The organism is Brachybacterium epidermidis, from assembly GCF_015209585.1.
Taxonomy (GTDB): Bacteria; Actinomycetota; Actinomycetes; order Actinomycetales; family Dermabacteraceae; genus Brachybacterium; species Brachybacterium epidermidis.
Map to the genome: position 1 here is coordinate 1 of NZ_JADEYR010000005.1, position 13,995 is coordinate 13,995.

11 protein-coding genes and 1 pseudogene are annotated in these 13,995 nt (G+C 72.2%); 10 read left to right on the forward strand and 2 right to left on the reverse strand.

Features of this window, described 5'->3' with window-relative positions:
• The 8 genes and pseudogenes from IOE58_RS06420 to IOE58_RS06450 form a co-directional block, all read left to right on the forward strand.
• Positions 1 to 542: pseudogene (locus IOE58_RS06420) on the forward strand (NADPH-dependent 2,4-dienoyl-CoA reductase); the annotation flags it as partial.
• On the forward strand, positions 542 to 1,108 hold the full coding sequence (locus tag IOE58_RS06425; RefSeq protein WP_193865595.1) for a hypothetical protein: 567 nt from the start codon (positions 542 to 544) through the stop codon (positions 1,106 to 1,108). The pseudogene IOE58_RS06420 and the gene IOE58_RS06425, both read left to right, overlap by 1 nt.
• Before the next feature lie 9 nt (positions 1,109 to 1,117).
• Positions 1,118 to 2,029: a PfkB family carbohydrate kinase gene (locus tag IOE58_RS06430; protein ID WP_193865596.1), complete on the forward strand. Its 912-nt coding sequence runs from the start codon at positions 1,118 to 1,120 to the stop codon at positions 2,027 to 2,029.
• A 65-nt stretch (positions 2,030 to 2,094) separates the two neighbouring features.
• Positions 2,095 to 3,228 (forward strand): SPFH domain-containing protein, encoded by a 1,134-nt coding sequence (locus IOE58_RS06435; protein ID WP_193865597.1) that lies wholly within the window; start codon positions 2,095 to 2,097, stop codon positions 3,226 to 3,228.
• Positions 3,229 to 3,581: 353 nt separating this feature from the next.
• Positions 3,582 to 5,183, forward strand: coding sequence for a hypothetical protein (locus IOE58_RS14265; protein WP_228019155.1), 1,602 nt, complete (start codon positions 3,582 to 3,584; stop codon positions 5,181 to 5,183).
• Positions 5,184 to 5,536: 353 nt separating this feature from the next.
• Positions 5,537 to 6,460 (forward strand): PD-(D/E)XK nuclease family protein, encoded by a 924-nt coding sequence (locus IOE58_RS14270; protein ID WP_348981917.1) that lies wholly within the window; start codon positions 5,537 to 5,539, stop codon positions 6,458 to 6,460.
• Positions 6,457 to 9,819, forward strand: coding sequence for a UvrD-helicase domain-containing protein (locus IOE58_RS06445; RefSeq protein ID WP_193865598.1), 3,363 nt, complete (start codon positions 6,457 to 6,459; stop codon positions 9,817 to 9,819). Before IOE58_RS14270 ends, IOE58_RS06445 begins: the two co-directional genes overlap by 4 nt.
• A 73-nt stretch (positions 9,820 to 9,892) precedes the next feature.
• Positions 9,893 to 10,561, forward strand: coding sequence for a nucleoside/nucleotide kinase family protein (locus IOE58_RS06450; RefSeq protein ID WP_431831695.1), 669 nt, complete (start codon positions 9,893 to 9,895; stop codon positions 10,559 to 10,561).
• Positions 10,562 to 10,600: 39 nt separating this feature from the next.
• Here IOE58_RS06450 and IOE58_RS06455 read toward each other — a convergent pair whose 3' ends face one another.
• Both IOE58_RS06455 and IOE58_RS06460 read right to left on the reverse strand, forming a co-directional pair.
• Positions 10,601 to 11,098 (reverse strand): FBP domain-containing protein, encoded by a 498-nt coding sequence (locus IOE58_RS06455; RefSeq protein ID WP_193865599.1) that lies wholly within the window; start codon positions 11,096 to 11,098, stop codon positions 10,601 to 10,603.
• 125 nt (positions 11,099 to 11,223) lie between these two features.
• Positions 11,224 to 12,132, reverse strand: a complete 909-nt coding sequence (locus IOE58_RS06460; protein ID WP_193865600.1) for an aldo/keto reductase — start codon at positions 12,130 to 12,132, stop codon at positions 11,224 to 11,226.
• Positions 12,133 to 12,339: 207 nt separating this feature from the next.
• Here IOE58_RS06460 and IOE58_RS06465 point away from each other — a divergent pair, with 207 nt between their 5' ends.
• Both IOE58_RS06465 and IOE58_RS06470 read left to right on the forward strand, forming a co-directional pair.
• Positions 12,340 to 12,762 carry a GNAT family N-acetyltransferase gene (locus tag IOE58_RS06465; RefSeq protein WP_193865601.1) on the forward strand — a complete coding sequence of 141 codons (423 nt, stop codon included), beginning with the start codon at positions 12,340 to 12,342 and terminating at the stop codon, positions 12,760 to 12,762.
• A 161-nt stretch (positions 12,763 to 12,923) separates the two neighbouring features.
• A complete protein-coding gene (locus IOE58_RS06470; protein ID WP_193865602.1) occupies positions 12,924 to 13,934 on the forward strand; it encodes a formylglycine-generating enzyme family protein in 1,011 nt (336 codons plus the stop codon).
• Positions 13,935 to 13,995 lie beyond the last annotated feature (61 nt).

Below are 13,995 nucleotides of genomic sequence, written 5' to 3' on the forward strand. Positions count from 1 at the left end.
CCCTCGATGCGCAGGCATGGAGGAGGCATTGGGGCGTGGCCGATCCGGCCGACCACCGCGGCGGCATCCTGCCCCGGCTCTCCGCACCCGGCGCCGGGTCCGGTTCCGGTTCCGACGGGGCCGTGCCGCAGCCCGACCAGCCGGCCCTTGACGTGCCGGCCGACGGTCGACGGGCACGGGTGGTGCACCTGCTGCAGCGCAAGGACACCAAAATTGGGGCGGGCCTGGGCCGCACCACCGGCTGGGTGCACCGGGCGGAGCTGCGCCGCGCCGGGGTCGTCCAGCACACGGGCGTGGTCTATCAGGGCATCGATGAGCAGGGGCTGCATGTCCGAGAGGGTGACCAGGAGCAGCTGATCGAGGTGGACACCGTGGTGATCTGCGCGGGGCAGGTATCGGAGCGCTCCTTGGCCGATGAGCTGTTGCAGGCGCGCTCCGGCCGCTCCCCCCGCGTGCACGTGGTGGGTGGGGCCGATGTGGCCGCCGAGCTGGACGCCGAACGCGCCATCCGGCAGGCCGTGGAGACCGTGGCGAGCATCTGATGCTCTCGCAGCCGGTCCCCGATCCCCGGTTCGCCACTGCCCCGGTACGTCTGGGGGATGAGCTGCGCGGCACCCGGCTGCTGGGGCTGTGGAGCGGGCTGGTGGGCATCGCTCTGGTGCTCTCCCTGACCGTCCCGGTCATCGCCACCATCGTGATGGGCGTGTGGGGCGACGAACTGGCAGGGCCGCCCGACGGGGACATGTTCCACGGGGCCGAGGTGTTCTTCGGCTGGCTGCTGACCAGCCTGGCGGGTCTGGCCCTGATCTCCGTGCTCGCCATGGCCGCCCTCACCCTGGACATCCTGATGCTGGTGCGTCTGGACCGGCTGCGCACCCTGCGCGCGCAGCGCGTTGCACCGCTGGGCTGGTCGCTGCTGGCCGGCACCGGTGTCATCTCCGCCCCGGTGCTGGGGGTGCTGCTGTTCGCACCGGTGCGGGTCTTCGGACCCGGCACCGCCACCATGGCGTCCCTGGTGGTGCTGTTCGTGCTGATGGGGCTGCTTCCGATCGCGGGGCGGGTGGCCGAGATGGTCACCTCCCGCGGGGTGCGACTGCCCGGTCCCTAGACTGGCCGCATGCCTCGCGTGCTGCACACCGCCCAGGCGCTCGTGGACGTGATCCTCGAGGTGCCCGCCCTGCCGCCGCGCGGCGGGAACGTCAACGCCACCAGCGAGCAGCGCTACGCCGGGGGCGCGGTGACCATCCTGGTGGCCGCCGCCCGTACCGGTGCGCAGGCCGTCCACGGCGGCGCGCACGGCACCGGCCTCAACGGCGACCTGGTGCGCAGCGTGCTGGATGAGGCGGGCGTGCAGGTCTCCGACGAGCCCCGTCCCGACGACGACACCGGCTACTGCGTGGGGCTGCTGGAGCCGACGGCTGAGCGCAGCTTCCTGACGGTCTACGGAGCCGAGCGCTCCGTCACCGCCGCATCCCTGGCCCGGCTGGATCCGCAGCCCGGGGACCTGCTGTGCATCTCCGGGTACACCCTGTTCGAGCCCACCCGGGGGCCGCTGCTGGAGTTCCTGGACACCGTGCCGCGCGGGGTCGAGGTGGTGCTGGATCCCGGGGAGCCCTTCGCGTCCTTCCCCACCGAGGTGCAGGACCGCGTGCTGGAGCGCACCACCGTGTGGACCTCCAACGCGGATGAGGCGCGCGCGTTCACGGGTCTGGATTCCCTGCAGGACACCCCGGAGGCGCTGCGGCGGCGCATCGGCCAGCGCGCGGTGGTGGTGGTGCGGGACGGCTCCCGCGGGTGCATCGTGTTCCACCACGGCCGGGGCACGCACATCCCGGCGTTCCCGCAGAAGGCGGTGGACACCAACGGTGCCGGGGACACCCACACCGGGGTGATGCTGGCCGAACGGGCCCTGGGCGCCGACTGGGAGTCAGCCGCCACGCGCGCCAACGCCGCCGCGGCGATCGCGGTGACCCGCCGCGGCCCCCAGAACGCCCCCACGCGCGCCGAGGTGGACGAGTTCCTGGCCTGAGCCGCAGGGCGCACGCCGCTTGATAGCGTGGCTCACACCCGCTCACTCCTCAGAAAAGGACCCTCATGGACGGCTTCGTCCTCTTCCTCGTCATCGTCGTGGTCGCCGTCGTCGGCCTCGCGATCCTTGCAGCCCTGCTGTTCGGCGGCCTGCGCACCTCGCTCATGTTCACCGTGCACACGCAGGAGAACGTGATCGTGGAGCGCTTCGGCAAGTTCCGCCGGGTGGCCCGGCCCGGCCTGAACTTCAAGGCGCCGTTCATCGACAACATCACCCGCCCGATCTCCCTGCGCATCCAGCAGTTGGAGGTGAACATCGAGTCCAAGACCAAGGACAACGTGTTCGTCACCGTGCCGGTGGCCGTGCAGTACGTGATCAAGGAGGAGCAGGTCGTCGATGCGTACTACCGCCTCTCCAACCCCGAGGCCCAGATCCGCTCCTACGTGTTCGACACCGTGCGCTCGGCCCTGTCGGGCCTGGAGCTGGACGCCGCCTTCGAGTCCAAGGACGACATCGCCCGCTCCGTGGAGCAGACCCTCTCCGCCCGCATGCAGGAGTTCGGCTTCAACATCGTCAACACCCTCGTTCAGGACATCTCCCCCGACTCGCGCGTGCGCGACTCGATGAACTCCATCAACGCCGCCCAGCGCGACCGCGTGGCCGCACAGTCCCTGGCCGAGGCCGACAAGATCAAGCGCGTCACCCAGGCCGAGGCCGAGGCCGAGTCCAAGCGCCTGCAGGGTGAGGGTGTGGCCGCCCAGCGCAAGGCCAACGCCATGGGCATCGCCGAGCAGTACGAGATGCTGCGCAAGGTGGGCATTGAGCACTCCGCCGAGCAGCTGCTGCTGATGACGCAGTACTTCGACACCATGCAGGACGTGGCCCGCAACGGCCGTTCCAACGTGCTGTTCCTCCCCTCCAACCCGGGCACCGTGGGCACCATGGGCGATGAGATCCGCAACGCCATGCTGCAGGCCCAGGCCGCTCAGGAGGCCGACGCGGACGCCGACACCTCGGATGCCGATGGCCGCCGTCGGGCGGAGGAGCGCCGCCGCAGCCAGGAGCAGGAGCGTGCAGCCCGTGCCCGCCGCGAGGCCCAGCAGCGGGAGGAGAGCGCCCGCCGTCAGGCACAGCAGGCCGCGCAGCCGCCGGCTCCTGGCAACGTCCCGCCGTGGGCACGGCCTGGAAGCGCGAACTGATCGATCGGCACGGGCCGGTCCCTGCGGGGGCCGGCCCGTCCTGTCGCCCGCACCTGCCCTGCCGCCCGCGCCCGTCCTGTCGCCCGCACCCGCCGGCCGCTGACACCCGCCGCGCCCCCTCAAGCCGTCCCCGCCCCCTCATGCCGTTCCCGCCCCCGACGAGGCCGGCCCGCCTGCCACGACCGGGTCCGGTGGCGGTGGCGGCGCGGCTCGAAGGGCCGTGACGGGGATTCTCGCCCTCGTGCGGCCGTGAGTACGACGGGGCGGATCCACGGGCGCGGGACCTCGTCGGTCACAGCCCGCCTCTAGGGTGGGATCATCCGGCTCCAGCCGGAAGGAAGGGGCCGGTAGGAATGCAGATGGAGTTCGGATGGACGGCCGACGGCGCTGCCTGGGCCGATGCTCCCGGGCACGCCGCGCACGGGCAGGTGCGGATGGGCCCCCGGGGCCTGGTGCAGCTGCTGCAGACCAGGCTCGGCCTCACCCGCCCCGCCGTGGACCAGGCCGTGCGCATCGCGCAGTACATGCAACTCATCCACCAGCACCTGGATTCCGCTTCCGAACCCGAGGCGTTCTGGCCGTCCCGCTCCTTCGCAGTGGATCCGTGGAGCACCTCCCGTCAGCTGCTGCGCTGGCGGGATGCAGCGGTCGAGGCCGGTTGGAACCCTCCGGGCACGGACCACCCACTGCCACCGCGGCTGGCCGCGCTGCGCGATGTGGAGGACGCCGTGGTGGTCGGCATGCCCGGCACCACGGGCATCGCCGGGCGCCCGGCCACCCTCTCCCCGTCATCCGCTGATGACCTGGTCGAGCTGCTGTCCCTGCTGGAGGAGCTGGAGCGCACCGGCGGCACCTGGCCGCTGGGCATCACCCAGGTCACCGCGCAGGAGGACCCTTCCGCACTGCCCGGCCTGTGGCCCCGGCTGTTCGCCGCGCTGGCCCGCAGCGGGGTCGTGGTGCATGCACCGCCGGCAGCGCAGCCCACGCCCGGCCCGCACCTCGAGGTGGTGGTCTGCCAGGACGAATGGACCGCCGCCGACGTCGCCGCTCGGTACCTGGCCGCCTCCCACGCGGCCGCACCCGCACCGGCTGCACCCGCTCCCGCCGCAGCTGCCGCGCACTCCCCCGAGGCCCCCGGGGGTGCATCCCTCACCCTCCTGGCAGGAGCCGACACCACCATCCTGGATCAGGCACTGCGGCGCCGCGGGCTGCCCGCGGCGGGTGCGGTCGCCCCCTCGACCGCACGTGCCCACCACCAGGTGCTGGGGCTGTACCTCGACGTCGCCACCGCGCCGGTGGACGTCCACCAGCTCGCCGCCCTGCTGGACCTGCGAGTGCTCCCGGGGGCCGATGGCGATGCCGAGCCCATCGGTCTGGTGCCCGCCGCTGCCCGTCGGCTCCTGCTGCGGGCGCTCACGCAGGAGCCCGGCGTGGGCGGCCCGGCCTGGCGGCGCGCCCTGGGCGAGCTCGAGGAGCGCCTCGCCGCCGCCGATGCGGATCTCCGCCCCAGCGCGGAGAAGGCACTGACGGCCGCCCAGGAGATCCACCGTCTGGTCACAGACCCGCTCCCCGCGGATCGTCTGCAGCCCCCGGCGGTCGCGGCCCGGCTGGACTGGCTGTCGCAGCGGCTGCAGGCCGTCTCCCGCGGGGACGGGGACCTGCTGGCCTCCCTCACCCAGGTGCGCACCCTGCAGGCCGTGCTGGGGATGCTCGATCCGGCCACTTTGCCTCACGGCGCACCCTGCAGCAGATCATCGACGCCTGCGGCGGGTCCGGTCGCTCCCCGCTGGCCGGCGCGCAGGTGGCGACCTGGAAGGTCACCACCCGCCCTGCCCAGGTCGCGGCCGCGGGCGGCACCGTGCTGTGGTGGGCCCCCGAGGGCGGTGAGACCCCGGCCGCCGTGCAATGGGACCAGGCCGAGCGTGAGGCGCTGCGCTCGGGAGGCGCCCACCTGATCGATCCCGAGCAGCTCGCCGGCCTGCACGTCGATGCGGCCCTGCGGGGCCTGCGCACCGCAGGGCAGGTGATCGCGGTGCTGCCCGGGCGCCGGCTGGAGAAACCACCGCCGCCCAGCGGCCTGCTGGCCCACCTGGAAAGCGCACGCAGGCAGGACGGGTGGCCAGGAGCGCACCGCCACAGCCCCGAATCACTGATCACCGGTGGCACCTGGACGCTCGGCGGCGTCGAACTGCCAGTGCGCGTTCCCGGGCTGGTCCGGGCGGAACCGCCGGAGCACCTGCACCGACAGTTCGCCACCGGTGCGCATCTGCTCCCACAGCGCCTGTCGTTCACCGCGGCGCAGACCCTCGTGGGGTGCCCACTGCACTGGCTGCTCCAACACGCCCTCGACGTGCGCACCGCAGACGTCGCCGCCCTGCCCACCGGGGACCGGATGATCGGCACCCTGGTGCACGCCGTGGTAGAGCAGCTGGTGCAGCAGCGGTGGGACGACGGCGTCGGTGGCGCGCCGCTCCGTCCGCCCACCGACGAGGAGATCACCTCCGTCTTCGATCGCCTCGTCCCCCAGTTCGCCTCCGAGCTGGACCTTCCCGGCCACGCGGCGCAGCGAGCCGATGTGCACGACCGCACCGTGAGGTCCCTGCGCACCCTGTTCGCGGGCACGGCGCGAGCAGGCCTGCGGATCACCGGCACCGAGGTGCGCTTCTCCCATCCCCTCACGCTGCCGCTGGCCGGCGGCGCGCGCACCATCGAGTTCGTGGGCAGCCGCGACCTGGACCTGCGCGATGCCTCCGGGCGCCCCACGGTGATCGACCTGAAGTGGTCCCGCAGCCGCACCCGCTACGGCGACCTGTACGAGACCGGGGACGCCGTGCAGCTGGCCTCCTACGCCTGGGCCCTCGACCAGGCCGAGTCCCTCGCCGAGCCCGCACAGGTGGGGTACTTCCTGCTGCATGCCGGGGAGTTCGTCGCCGCGGACCGCGAGCTGGATCCGCGCCGTCGCACCCCGATGGACGTGCGCGACTCCTGGGAGCGCCTGACGCGCTCGGTCACCACCGCCCTGGACCAGATCGCCGAGGGCACGGCCGTGGCCGGCCGCCGATCGCTGCTCGATGGCGCGAACCTGCCGCTGGACGCCCCCTACAGCAAGCGCAGGAGGGCACTGGATGGCGCCCGGGCCGCGGCACGCTCCGAGGGCCAGGTGGCCGTCGACAGCTACTGCGCCACCAGCGAGTACGCCCAGCTGTGCGGCATGACGGGAGACTTCCGATGACCTTCACCCTGATCAACGCCTCCGCCGGCTCCGGCAAGACCCACACCCTCACCCACGACATCGCCGAGCGGATCAAGGGCGGCCTGCAGCCCTCCCAGCTGATCGCCACCACCTTCACCACCAAGGCCGCCGCCGAGCTCTCCGACCGGGTGCGGCGCACCCTGCTGGAGGTGGGCGACGCCCAGGCCGCCACCGGGATCGACAGCGCCATGATCGGCACCGTCAACGCGGTGGCCGGGCAGCTGCTGCGCGAGTTCGCCATGGACGCCGGGATCTCCCCGGACGTGCAGGTGCTGGACGCCGACCGGCAGAAGGCCGCGTTCAACGCCGCCATCGACGACGCTGCTGCGGCCGCCGGTGCCCGTTCGGGCGACCTGCTGGCGCGCACCGGCCACGACGGCGAGGAGGACCCTGCCCTCCCCTACAACGCCACCCCGTCCTGGCGCTCCCACGTGCGAGACCTCGCCGGCCGGGCCCGCACCAACCGCATCGGGGCGGACCAGCTGCGCGCCGCGGCCGCGGCCTCGTGGCAGGAGTACCGGGACGCAGCACTACCGGCCGCTTCCGATCAGGATCGCAGGCAGGCCTGGCTGGCCGGGCTGGACAGTGCTCTGCAGGCCCTTCGTGCCGAGGCCGATGCCGCCGCCGAGAGCCCTGCAGCGACCATCCGCAAGCATCTCGACCCCCTCGAGCAGCTGCGCCGTGACCTGGCCGATCCCTCACGCGCCCCCTGGGCGGGATGGGCGAAGCTCGCCAAGCCCGCGCAGGTCGCCGAGGCCCGGGCCGCCGCCAAGGAGTCGGGCAGGAAGCTCCCTGGTTTCGCGTACGCCAAGGCCGTGGATGCTGCGCTGCTGGGAATCTCCCAGCAGGTCGCCGACGAGCTACTGGCCAATCCTGTGCTGCAGGCCGATGCGCGGGAGCTGATCCACCTGGTGATGGACACCGCCGCGGAGTCCCTCGACGCCTACGCCAAGTACAAGGACGATCTGGGGCTGATCGACTTCGTCGATCAGGAGGTGCGCACCCTCGAGCTGATCCGCAGCAGTCCACGGGCTCAACAGGCCATCAAGGATCGCTTCCGCCTGCTGGCGGTCGACGAGTTCCAGGACACCTCCCCCGTCCAGCTCGAGCTGTTCCTCGAGCTGGGCAGGCTCATCGAGGACAAGATCTGGGTGGGAGACCCCAAGCAGGCCATCTACGGCTTCCGCGACGCCGACCCCTCCCTCATGCTCGACGTGCTGGCGCTGCTGGAGGCCGGCACAACCGAATGGGGCAAGGGCGAGATCACCGACCTCACCCATTCCTGGCGCTCCCAGGAACCGGTGCTGGACCTGGTCAACGCGATCTTCCCGCGCATCTTCCCCCACATGCCCATCGAACGTGTCACGCTGGCCGCCGCAGAGGAAGCCGTCACCCGTCGCCGTGCGCAGGGCCACCCACCGGGGCGGCTGGAGGCGTGGATCCCCGAGTGCACGGGCCGCAAGCCCTTCGCGCAGCACGCCACCGCCGTGGCCGACGGCATCATGCAACTGCTGGCCGAACCCGGTGTCGGGCCCTCGGACATCGCCGTGCTGGTGCGCAAGAACCACCAGGCGGAGCAGGTGATCGAGGCGCTCACCGCGCGCGGCATCCCTGCCTCCGGTGAGGGAGCGAGCATCCTCGCCACCCGCGAGGGCAGGATCCTGCGCGCAGCCCTGGCCGTGACCCTGGACCTCAGCGACACCCTGGCGCTCACCGAGCTGGTGGACCTGCTGCCCGACCATCGGGCGCACCGCGACTGGTTCACCCAGCTCACCGCAGCCCCCGATGCCCAGGCGCGCCAGGAGGTGTTCCAGCAGTGGTGGAGGGATCCCAGCCTCGCCCGGCTGCATGCCCTGCGGGAGGGCTGCATCCTGCTCACCCCCGTCGAGATGATCGCCGCCCTGGTCGACGCCCTGGACCTCACCGAGCAGATCCGCACCTGGTCGCTGCCCGACCAGCGACTGCGCACCCTCGATGCCGTGCGCGCCCTGGCCGCCGAGTACGCCGACCAGGCCCGCATGGACTCCCGTCCCATCACCCTGACCGGCCTGCGGGCCGCACTGGACGAGTCCGACCGCGGCCCGAACCTCACCGGCACCCCGGACACGGTGTGGGTGGGCACCGTGCACGGGGCGAAGGGGCTCGAGTGGTCCCGCGTGGTGGTCATGCTCGAGGCGAAGCCCACCGAGCGCACCCACACCTGGGGATCGTTCATCGCCCCGGCCCCGCAGCTGGACGTCACCGCTCCCCTGGCCGGGCGCTCCGCGCGGTACTGGCCCAAGCTCCTGGATTCCTACCCGCCGGTGCAGGAGGGCCTCGAGGCATCAGCGCACGCCCAGCACCGCCTGAGGCAGGACCGGAACGAGGCCGGTCGCCTGCAGTACGTGGCCTTCACCCGCTCGGCCGATGTCACGGTGCTGTCCGGGGAGGGCAGCGCGCCCGCACTCGACGCCCTCGTGGCCGACGACGACACGGGGACCACTGGCGCCGGTGTCGACGGCAGCACGGCGACCGCCGTCGACGGTGCCGCGGGCCCGGGGCCCCTGCTGTCGTGGTCCCTCGGCCAGTCCTTCCTCCAGGTCGCGGGCGCCGAGCAGCTTCCCGCGGTGGTGCGCTCCACCCGTGGAACGCTCCCCGAGGACGCCGAGGCCTACGGCTCGGCGCGCAGCCCACTGGCCGCCACCGACCTGCCCGACACCCACCCGTCCCTGACCGGCACCGACGTGACTGCGTCCATCACCCCTGCACGGTCCGTGCGTTTCCAGGCCTCCGGCGTGGCCTCGGCCACGGAGCTGGGCACCGTCGGCGCCCCCCAGCGGATCGGCACGCCTCTGGTCTCCCAGGGCGCGGCCGGCTGGGAGCGCGTGGGCGAGGCGATGCACGCCTACCTGTCGCGGCCGCTGGACAGCCTCACCCCTGAGCAGCGCGCGCAGGCCGCGCAGCGCCTGGTGGAGCGCTGGGCCGTGACCCGGTCCGTCGGCTCTGATGCACTGATGCGTGCCGGCGAGGCCTGGTCTGCTTTCCTGGAGGACCGGTTCCCAGGAGCCCAGCAGCTCACCGAGCAGCCCATCACCTGGTGGAACCAGGACGATCAGGTGATGGAGGGATGGATCGACACCCTGCTGCGACTGCCGGACGGCCGCATCGTGCTGGTCGACCACAAGACCTACCCGGGGCCGGAGCCGGTGCGGCACGTGCGCGAGCACTACCTGGGCCAGCTGGACACCTACTCGCAGGCCCTCGCCGCCGCCGGGATCCCGCCCGCCCAAGTACTGATCCACCTGCCTCTGCGCGGAGAGGTGCTCGAGGTGGACCTGGAGGTCAACCGTGCCCGGTGATCCAGCGCGAGAGCCCACCCAGGCCGCTGCCGGGCCGACACCGTCTGCTGCCTCGCACGAGGCCATCGCGGCCATCCCCGAGCCACCACCGTCCACGGCCCTCCCACCGGGAGCTCAGCAGGCCGTCCAGGCGGCACACGTACTGCTCGACGAGGCAGTGCGCGGCGGGAGCCGCCGGATGCTCGGGATCGCCGGGGCACCGGGGGCGGGCAAGTCCACCCTCACGGCACTGCTCGCCTCCCACCTGCCCGCCGGGTCCTGCGCGGTGGTGCCGATGGACGGCTTCCACCTGGCCGATGCGGCCCTGGAACGCATGGGCCTGCGCGACCGCAAGGGCGCCCCGGCCACCTTCGACGCCACCGGCTACGCGGCCCTGCTGCAGCGGCTGCGCAGCGCCCTAAGGCACGACCCGCCGGTGTGGGCGCCCATGTTCGAGCGCGACCTCGAACAGCCCATTGCCGGGGCCATCGACGTCCCTGGCGGCGTGCCACTGGTGATCACCGAAGGCAACTACCTGCTGCTGGACGAAGGCCCCTTCGCGCAGGTGAGGGCCCTGCTGGACGAGGTCTGGTTCGTCGAGACGCCCGAGGACCTCCGGCACCACAGGCTGATCGCACGCCACGAGCTGTTCGGGAAGGACCCGCAGGCCGCCCGCGCCTGGGCACTGGGGCCGGACGAGTCCAACGCCCGCATCGTCGCCGCCACCCGAGCCCGGGCCGACCGGGTGTTCGCTCTGGTGTAGCAGCCGCGACCGACGGCGGGTCACAGGCAGCGCCCCGTCTCAGCGTCGCTGCACGGCCCTCACGAAGTCGGCCGAACGGGCGCGCAGCCCCGCGATCCGCTGCTCGCGGTGGTACTCCAGAAGCGCTGGGTCTGCCGTGCGCAGCTCCCCCGCGGTAGGGGCACGTCGCACGTTCCTCGAGCAGCCGAAGTCCGCACAGATGGCGGTGCCGATCGAGTTCCCGCGTCGGCCGGCCTCGCCTGCCAGCGGGGCCACGAAGGACGCAGCATGCACGCCGTCGATGACGTCCTGGCACCAGGCGCAGAGCATCTTCGTGGACGCCACTGTTGAACTCCCGCGCAGCAGGAGGCAGGCGAGCTCACCATCGACCTCGAGGGCGACGTAGTGCAGGAGTGGACGGCGAGCATCCTGCCAGCCCAGGTAGTCCCGCTCCTCCCACGTGATCTGTGAGAGGTCGGGAAGGACGGCGCGCTTCGCGTCACCCTTGCTGATGTTGAGGAAGGAACTGCGGATCTGGTTCTCGGTCAAGGGGTTCATCACGGGGTCCTCACGGCGGGCGTGCGCACATGCCCCATCCGTGGGGGGCTGCGCAGGAGAGAGATCAGGTCACGATGGCGATGGCGCGCGGGGGCACGCCCCATCAGACCGAGGCGCACTGGAGCTCAGGCGATGATGCCGCAGAGCTCGTGGAACTCCTCCCCCGTCAGCTCCAGGCTCATGGCCTTGGCCGAATCGGTGATCGACTCAGGCCGGCTGGCGCCGGGGATCGGGATCACGTGCTCGCCCAGGCCCAGCTGCCAGGCCAGCACCACCTGCTGCGGGGACACGTCGTGCGCCTTGGCGATGCGGGTGATCTGCTCGAACCGCTCCCCCACACCGCTGGCCCCGCCGCCCGTTCCGCCCAGCGGCGACCAGGGCACGAAGGCGATGCCGTTCTCACCGCAGTGCTTCAGCTCCTCCCGGCTGGTCTGGAAGAAGGTGGGCGAGAACTGGTTCTGCACAGCCGCCAGGCCTCCCTCGCCCAGCACCTCGATCGCCACGTCGATCTCCTCGACGTTCGCGTTGGAGATGCCGATCTCCCTGATCAGGCCCTCCTGCTTGAACGATGCCAGGGTCTCGATGCCCTCGGCGTACCGGATGGAGCGATCCGGGCGGTGCCAGTAGTAGAGGTCGATGGCGTCGGTCTCGAGGTTCTTCAGGGACTTCTCCAGCGCGGAGCGGAGGTACTCGGCGGAGCCGTCCCGGCCCCAGGCCTCGCCCTCACCGCGCGTGATGCCGCCCTTGGTGGCCACCACCACCTGGGAACGGTCGCCGTCCCAGGTGTTCAGGGCGCCGGCCACGATCTTCTCGTTGTGCCCCATGGTGTCCCAGGAGGGGGCGTAGATGTCAGCGGTGTCCAGGAAGGTGATGCCGGCGTCGAGCGCGGCGTGCACGGTGGCGCGGGCCTGCTCCTGCGGGGCGGCGTCGCCGCGGCCCTGGGACAGGGGCATCACGCCCATGCCGATCGGGGAGACGGTCAGGGATCCGATGCGACGGGTTGCGACGTTCTCGTGGGCTGCGGTGGTGGTCATGCTTCGAGCCTACGCATGGTGCGGTGCTGCGGGGACTGCTCGGTCCGAACGGTCGGGGCGGGGCCGGGTTGTCCTCGGGCCACGCGTTGCAGGATCGGCGTGGGCGCCTGGCCCCAGGCCCAGCCGTTCGCCTCACTCCAGCCCCAGGGCCCGCGCGGGTTCGGCCCCGAGCACGACCTGGACTCCGCACCGGGCACAATCGGGTGCATGCCTGCTTTCCTCACCTCCGAGATCCCCGCTGGGAACGAGCTGCTCGCCCTGTACGACGCCGTGGGTTGGAGCACCTACACCGCTGACCCGGAGCGCCTGGTGCGTGCGATGCACGGATCCCACCTGGTCCTGTGCGCACGGGATGCGGGCACCGGCGAGCTGGTTGGGCTGGTGCGCACCGTCTCGGACGGGCAGACCATCGTGTACGTCCAGGACATCCTGGTCGCACCCACCCATCAGCGGGCAGGCATCGGTGCTGTGCTGCTGGACAGCGTGCTGCAGCGCTACGACGCGGTGCGGCAGCTGGTGCTGCTCACCGATGACGAGCCCGGGCAGCGCGCCTTCTACGAGTCCCGGGGCCTCACCGAGGCGCACGACATGGCCCCGCATCCGCTGCGGGCCTTCGTGCGGTTCATCTGAACGCGCACCGGGGCGCGACGATCCCCGAAGCCGTCGGCCTCCGGGATCGCGACCCATCCCGGTAGCCTCGATGTCCAGCTCGTGGAACTCCGCGACGGTGGTGTCCAGCACTGCCTGGGAGGTCACCGCAGCCCTGCCCATGAGCGGCCTACGCTGGCCCTATGCACACATCCGATGACTCGTCCCCTACGTGCTGTGCCGCCAGTAGGGAGCAGCTCGGCCCGGACACCGCTGCCTCCCAGGCATCGGCTGAGGGGACCGACAGCGCCTCCGTGGCCGCTCCCGTGCGTCGGGGTCCCGAGCACCCGCATGCCTTCGCGGCACCGTCCGAGCAGGTGCGCGCCCGCGCCCAGCACGCTGTGCCGATCGAGGCCGGTCCCTTCCGGATGGGAACCGAGGACTCCGACCGGAACCCCATGGACGCCGAGTCGCCGATCCGCGAGGTGGAGGTGGGCGCCTTCCGCATCGACCCCACCTGCGTGACCAACGCCGAGTTCGCAGCATTCGTGGACGAGACCGGGTACGTGACCGAGACCGAGGAGTTCGGCTGGTCCTACGTGTTCGGGGCGCTGCTGGAGCCCGAGGTGCGCCGCTCCTCGCCCAAGCCCCCGGGCACACCGTGGTGGAGGGCCGTGCACGGCGCTCGCTGGGATGCCCCGGAGGGCCCCGGCTCGGACGCCGAGGACCGTGCCGACCACCCCGTGGTGCACGTCTCCGTGCGTGACGCGGAGGCGTTCGCCGCCTGGTGCGGGATGCGGCTGCCCCGGGAGGCGGAATGGGAGAAGGCCGCCCGCGGCGGCATCGACCAGGCTCGCTACGCCTGGGGCGATGACCTCACCCCGGACGGTGAGCACCGCTGCAACATCTGGCAGGGCGCCTTCCCGGTGCGCAACACCCTCGAGGACGGGTACCTGGGCACGGCCCCGGTGCGGTCCTTCCCGCCCAACGGCTTCGGCTTGTACGAGGTGGCGGGCAACGTGTGGGAGTGGTGCAGCGACACCTGGGACGCGGGGCATGCGCCGTCGATGAGGGGTGACGTGCGTGTGATCCGCGGCGGCTCGTACCTGTGCCACGACTCGCACTGCAACCGCTACCGGGTGGCGGCCCGCCATGCCTCCGCCGTGGAGGACGCCAGCGGCAACAAGGGCTTCCGCCTGGCCGCGGACGCCTGACCCTGCTGACCGTCAGGCCTTGCCGTCACGCCGTGCCGTCAGGCCTGGCCGTCAGGCCTTG

What these genes read in the sequence shown, in the direction of transcription:
- IOE58_RS06425 (WP_193865595.1), top strand. Translation starts at nt 542, where the DNA reads ATGCTCTCGCAGCCGGTCCCCGATCCCCGGTTCGCCACTGCCCCGGTA.
- IOE58_RS14265 (WP_228019155.1), top strand. Translation starts at nt 3,582, where the DNA reads ATGCAGATGGAGTTCGGATGGACGGCCGACGGCGCTGCCTGGGCCGAT.
- IOE58_RS06455 (WP_193865599.1), bottom strand. Translation starts at nt 11,098, where the DNA reads ATGAACCCCTTGACCGAGAACCAGATCCGCAGTTCCTTCCTCAACATC.
- IOE58_RS06445 (WP_193865598.1), top strand. Translation starts at nt 6,457, where the DNA reads ATGACCTTCACCCTGATCAACGCCTCCGCCGGCTCCGGCAAGACCCAC.
- IOE58_RS06460 (WP_193865600.1), bottom strand. Translation starts at nt 12,132, where the DNA reads ATGACCACCACCGCAGCCCACGAGAACGTCGCAACCCGTCGCATCGGA.
- IOE58_RS06435 (WP_193865597.1), top strand. Translation starts at nt 2,095, where the DNA reads ATGGACGGCTTCGTCCTCTTCCTCGTCATCGTCGTGGTCGCCGTCGTC.
- IOE58_RS06430 (WP_193865596.1), top strand. Translation starts at nt 1,118, where the DNA reads ATGCCTCGCGTGCTGCACACCGCCCAGGCGCTCGTGGACGTGATCCTC.
- IOE58_RS06470 (WP_193865602.1), top strand. Translation starts at nt 12,924, where the DNA reads ATGCACACATCCGATGACTCGTCCCCTACGTGCTGTGCCGCCAGTAGG.
- IOE58_RS06465 (WP_193865601.1), top strand. Translation starts at nt 12,340, where the DNA reads ATGCCTGCTTTCCTCACCTCCGAGATCCCCGCTGGGAACGAGCTGCTC.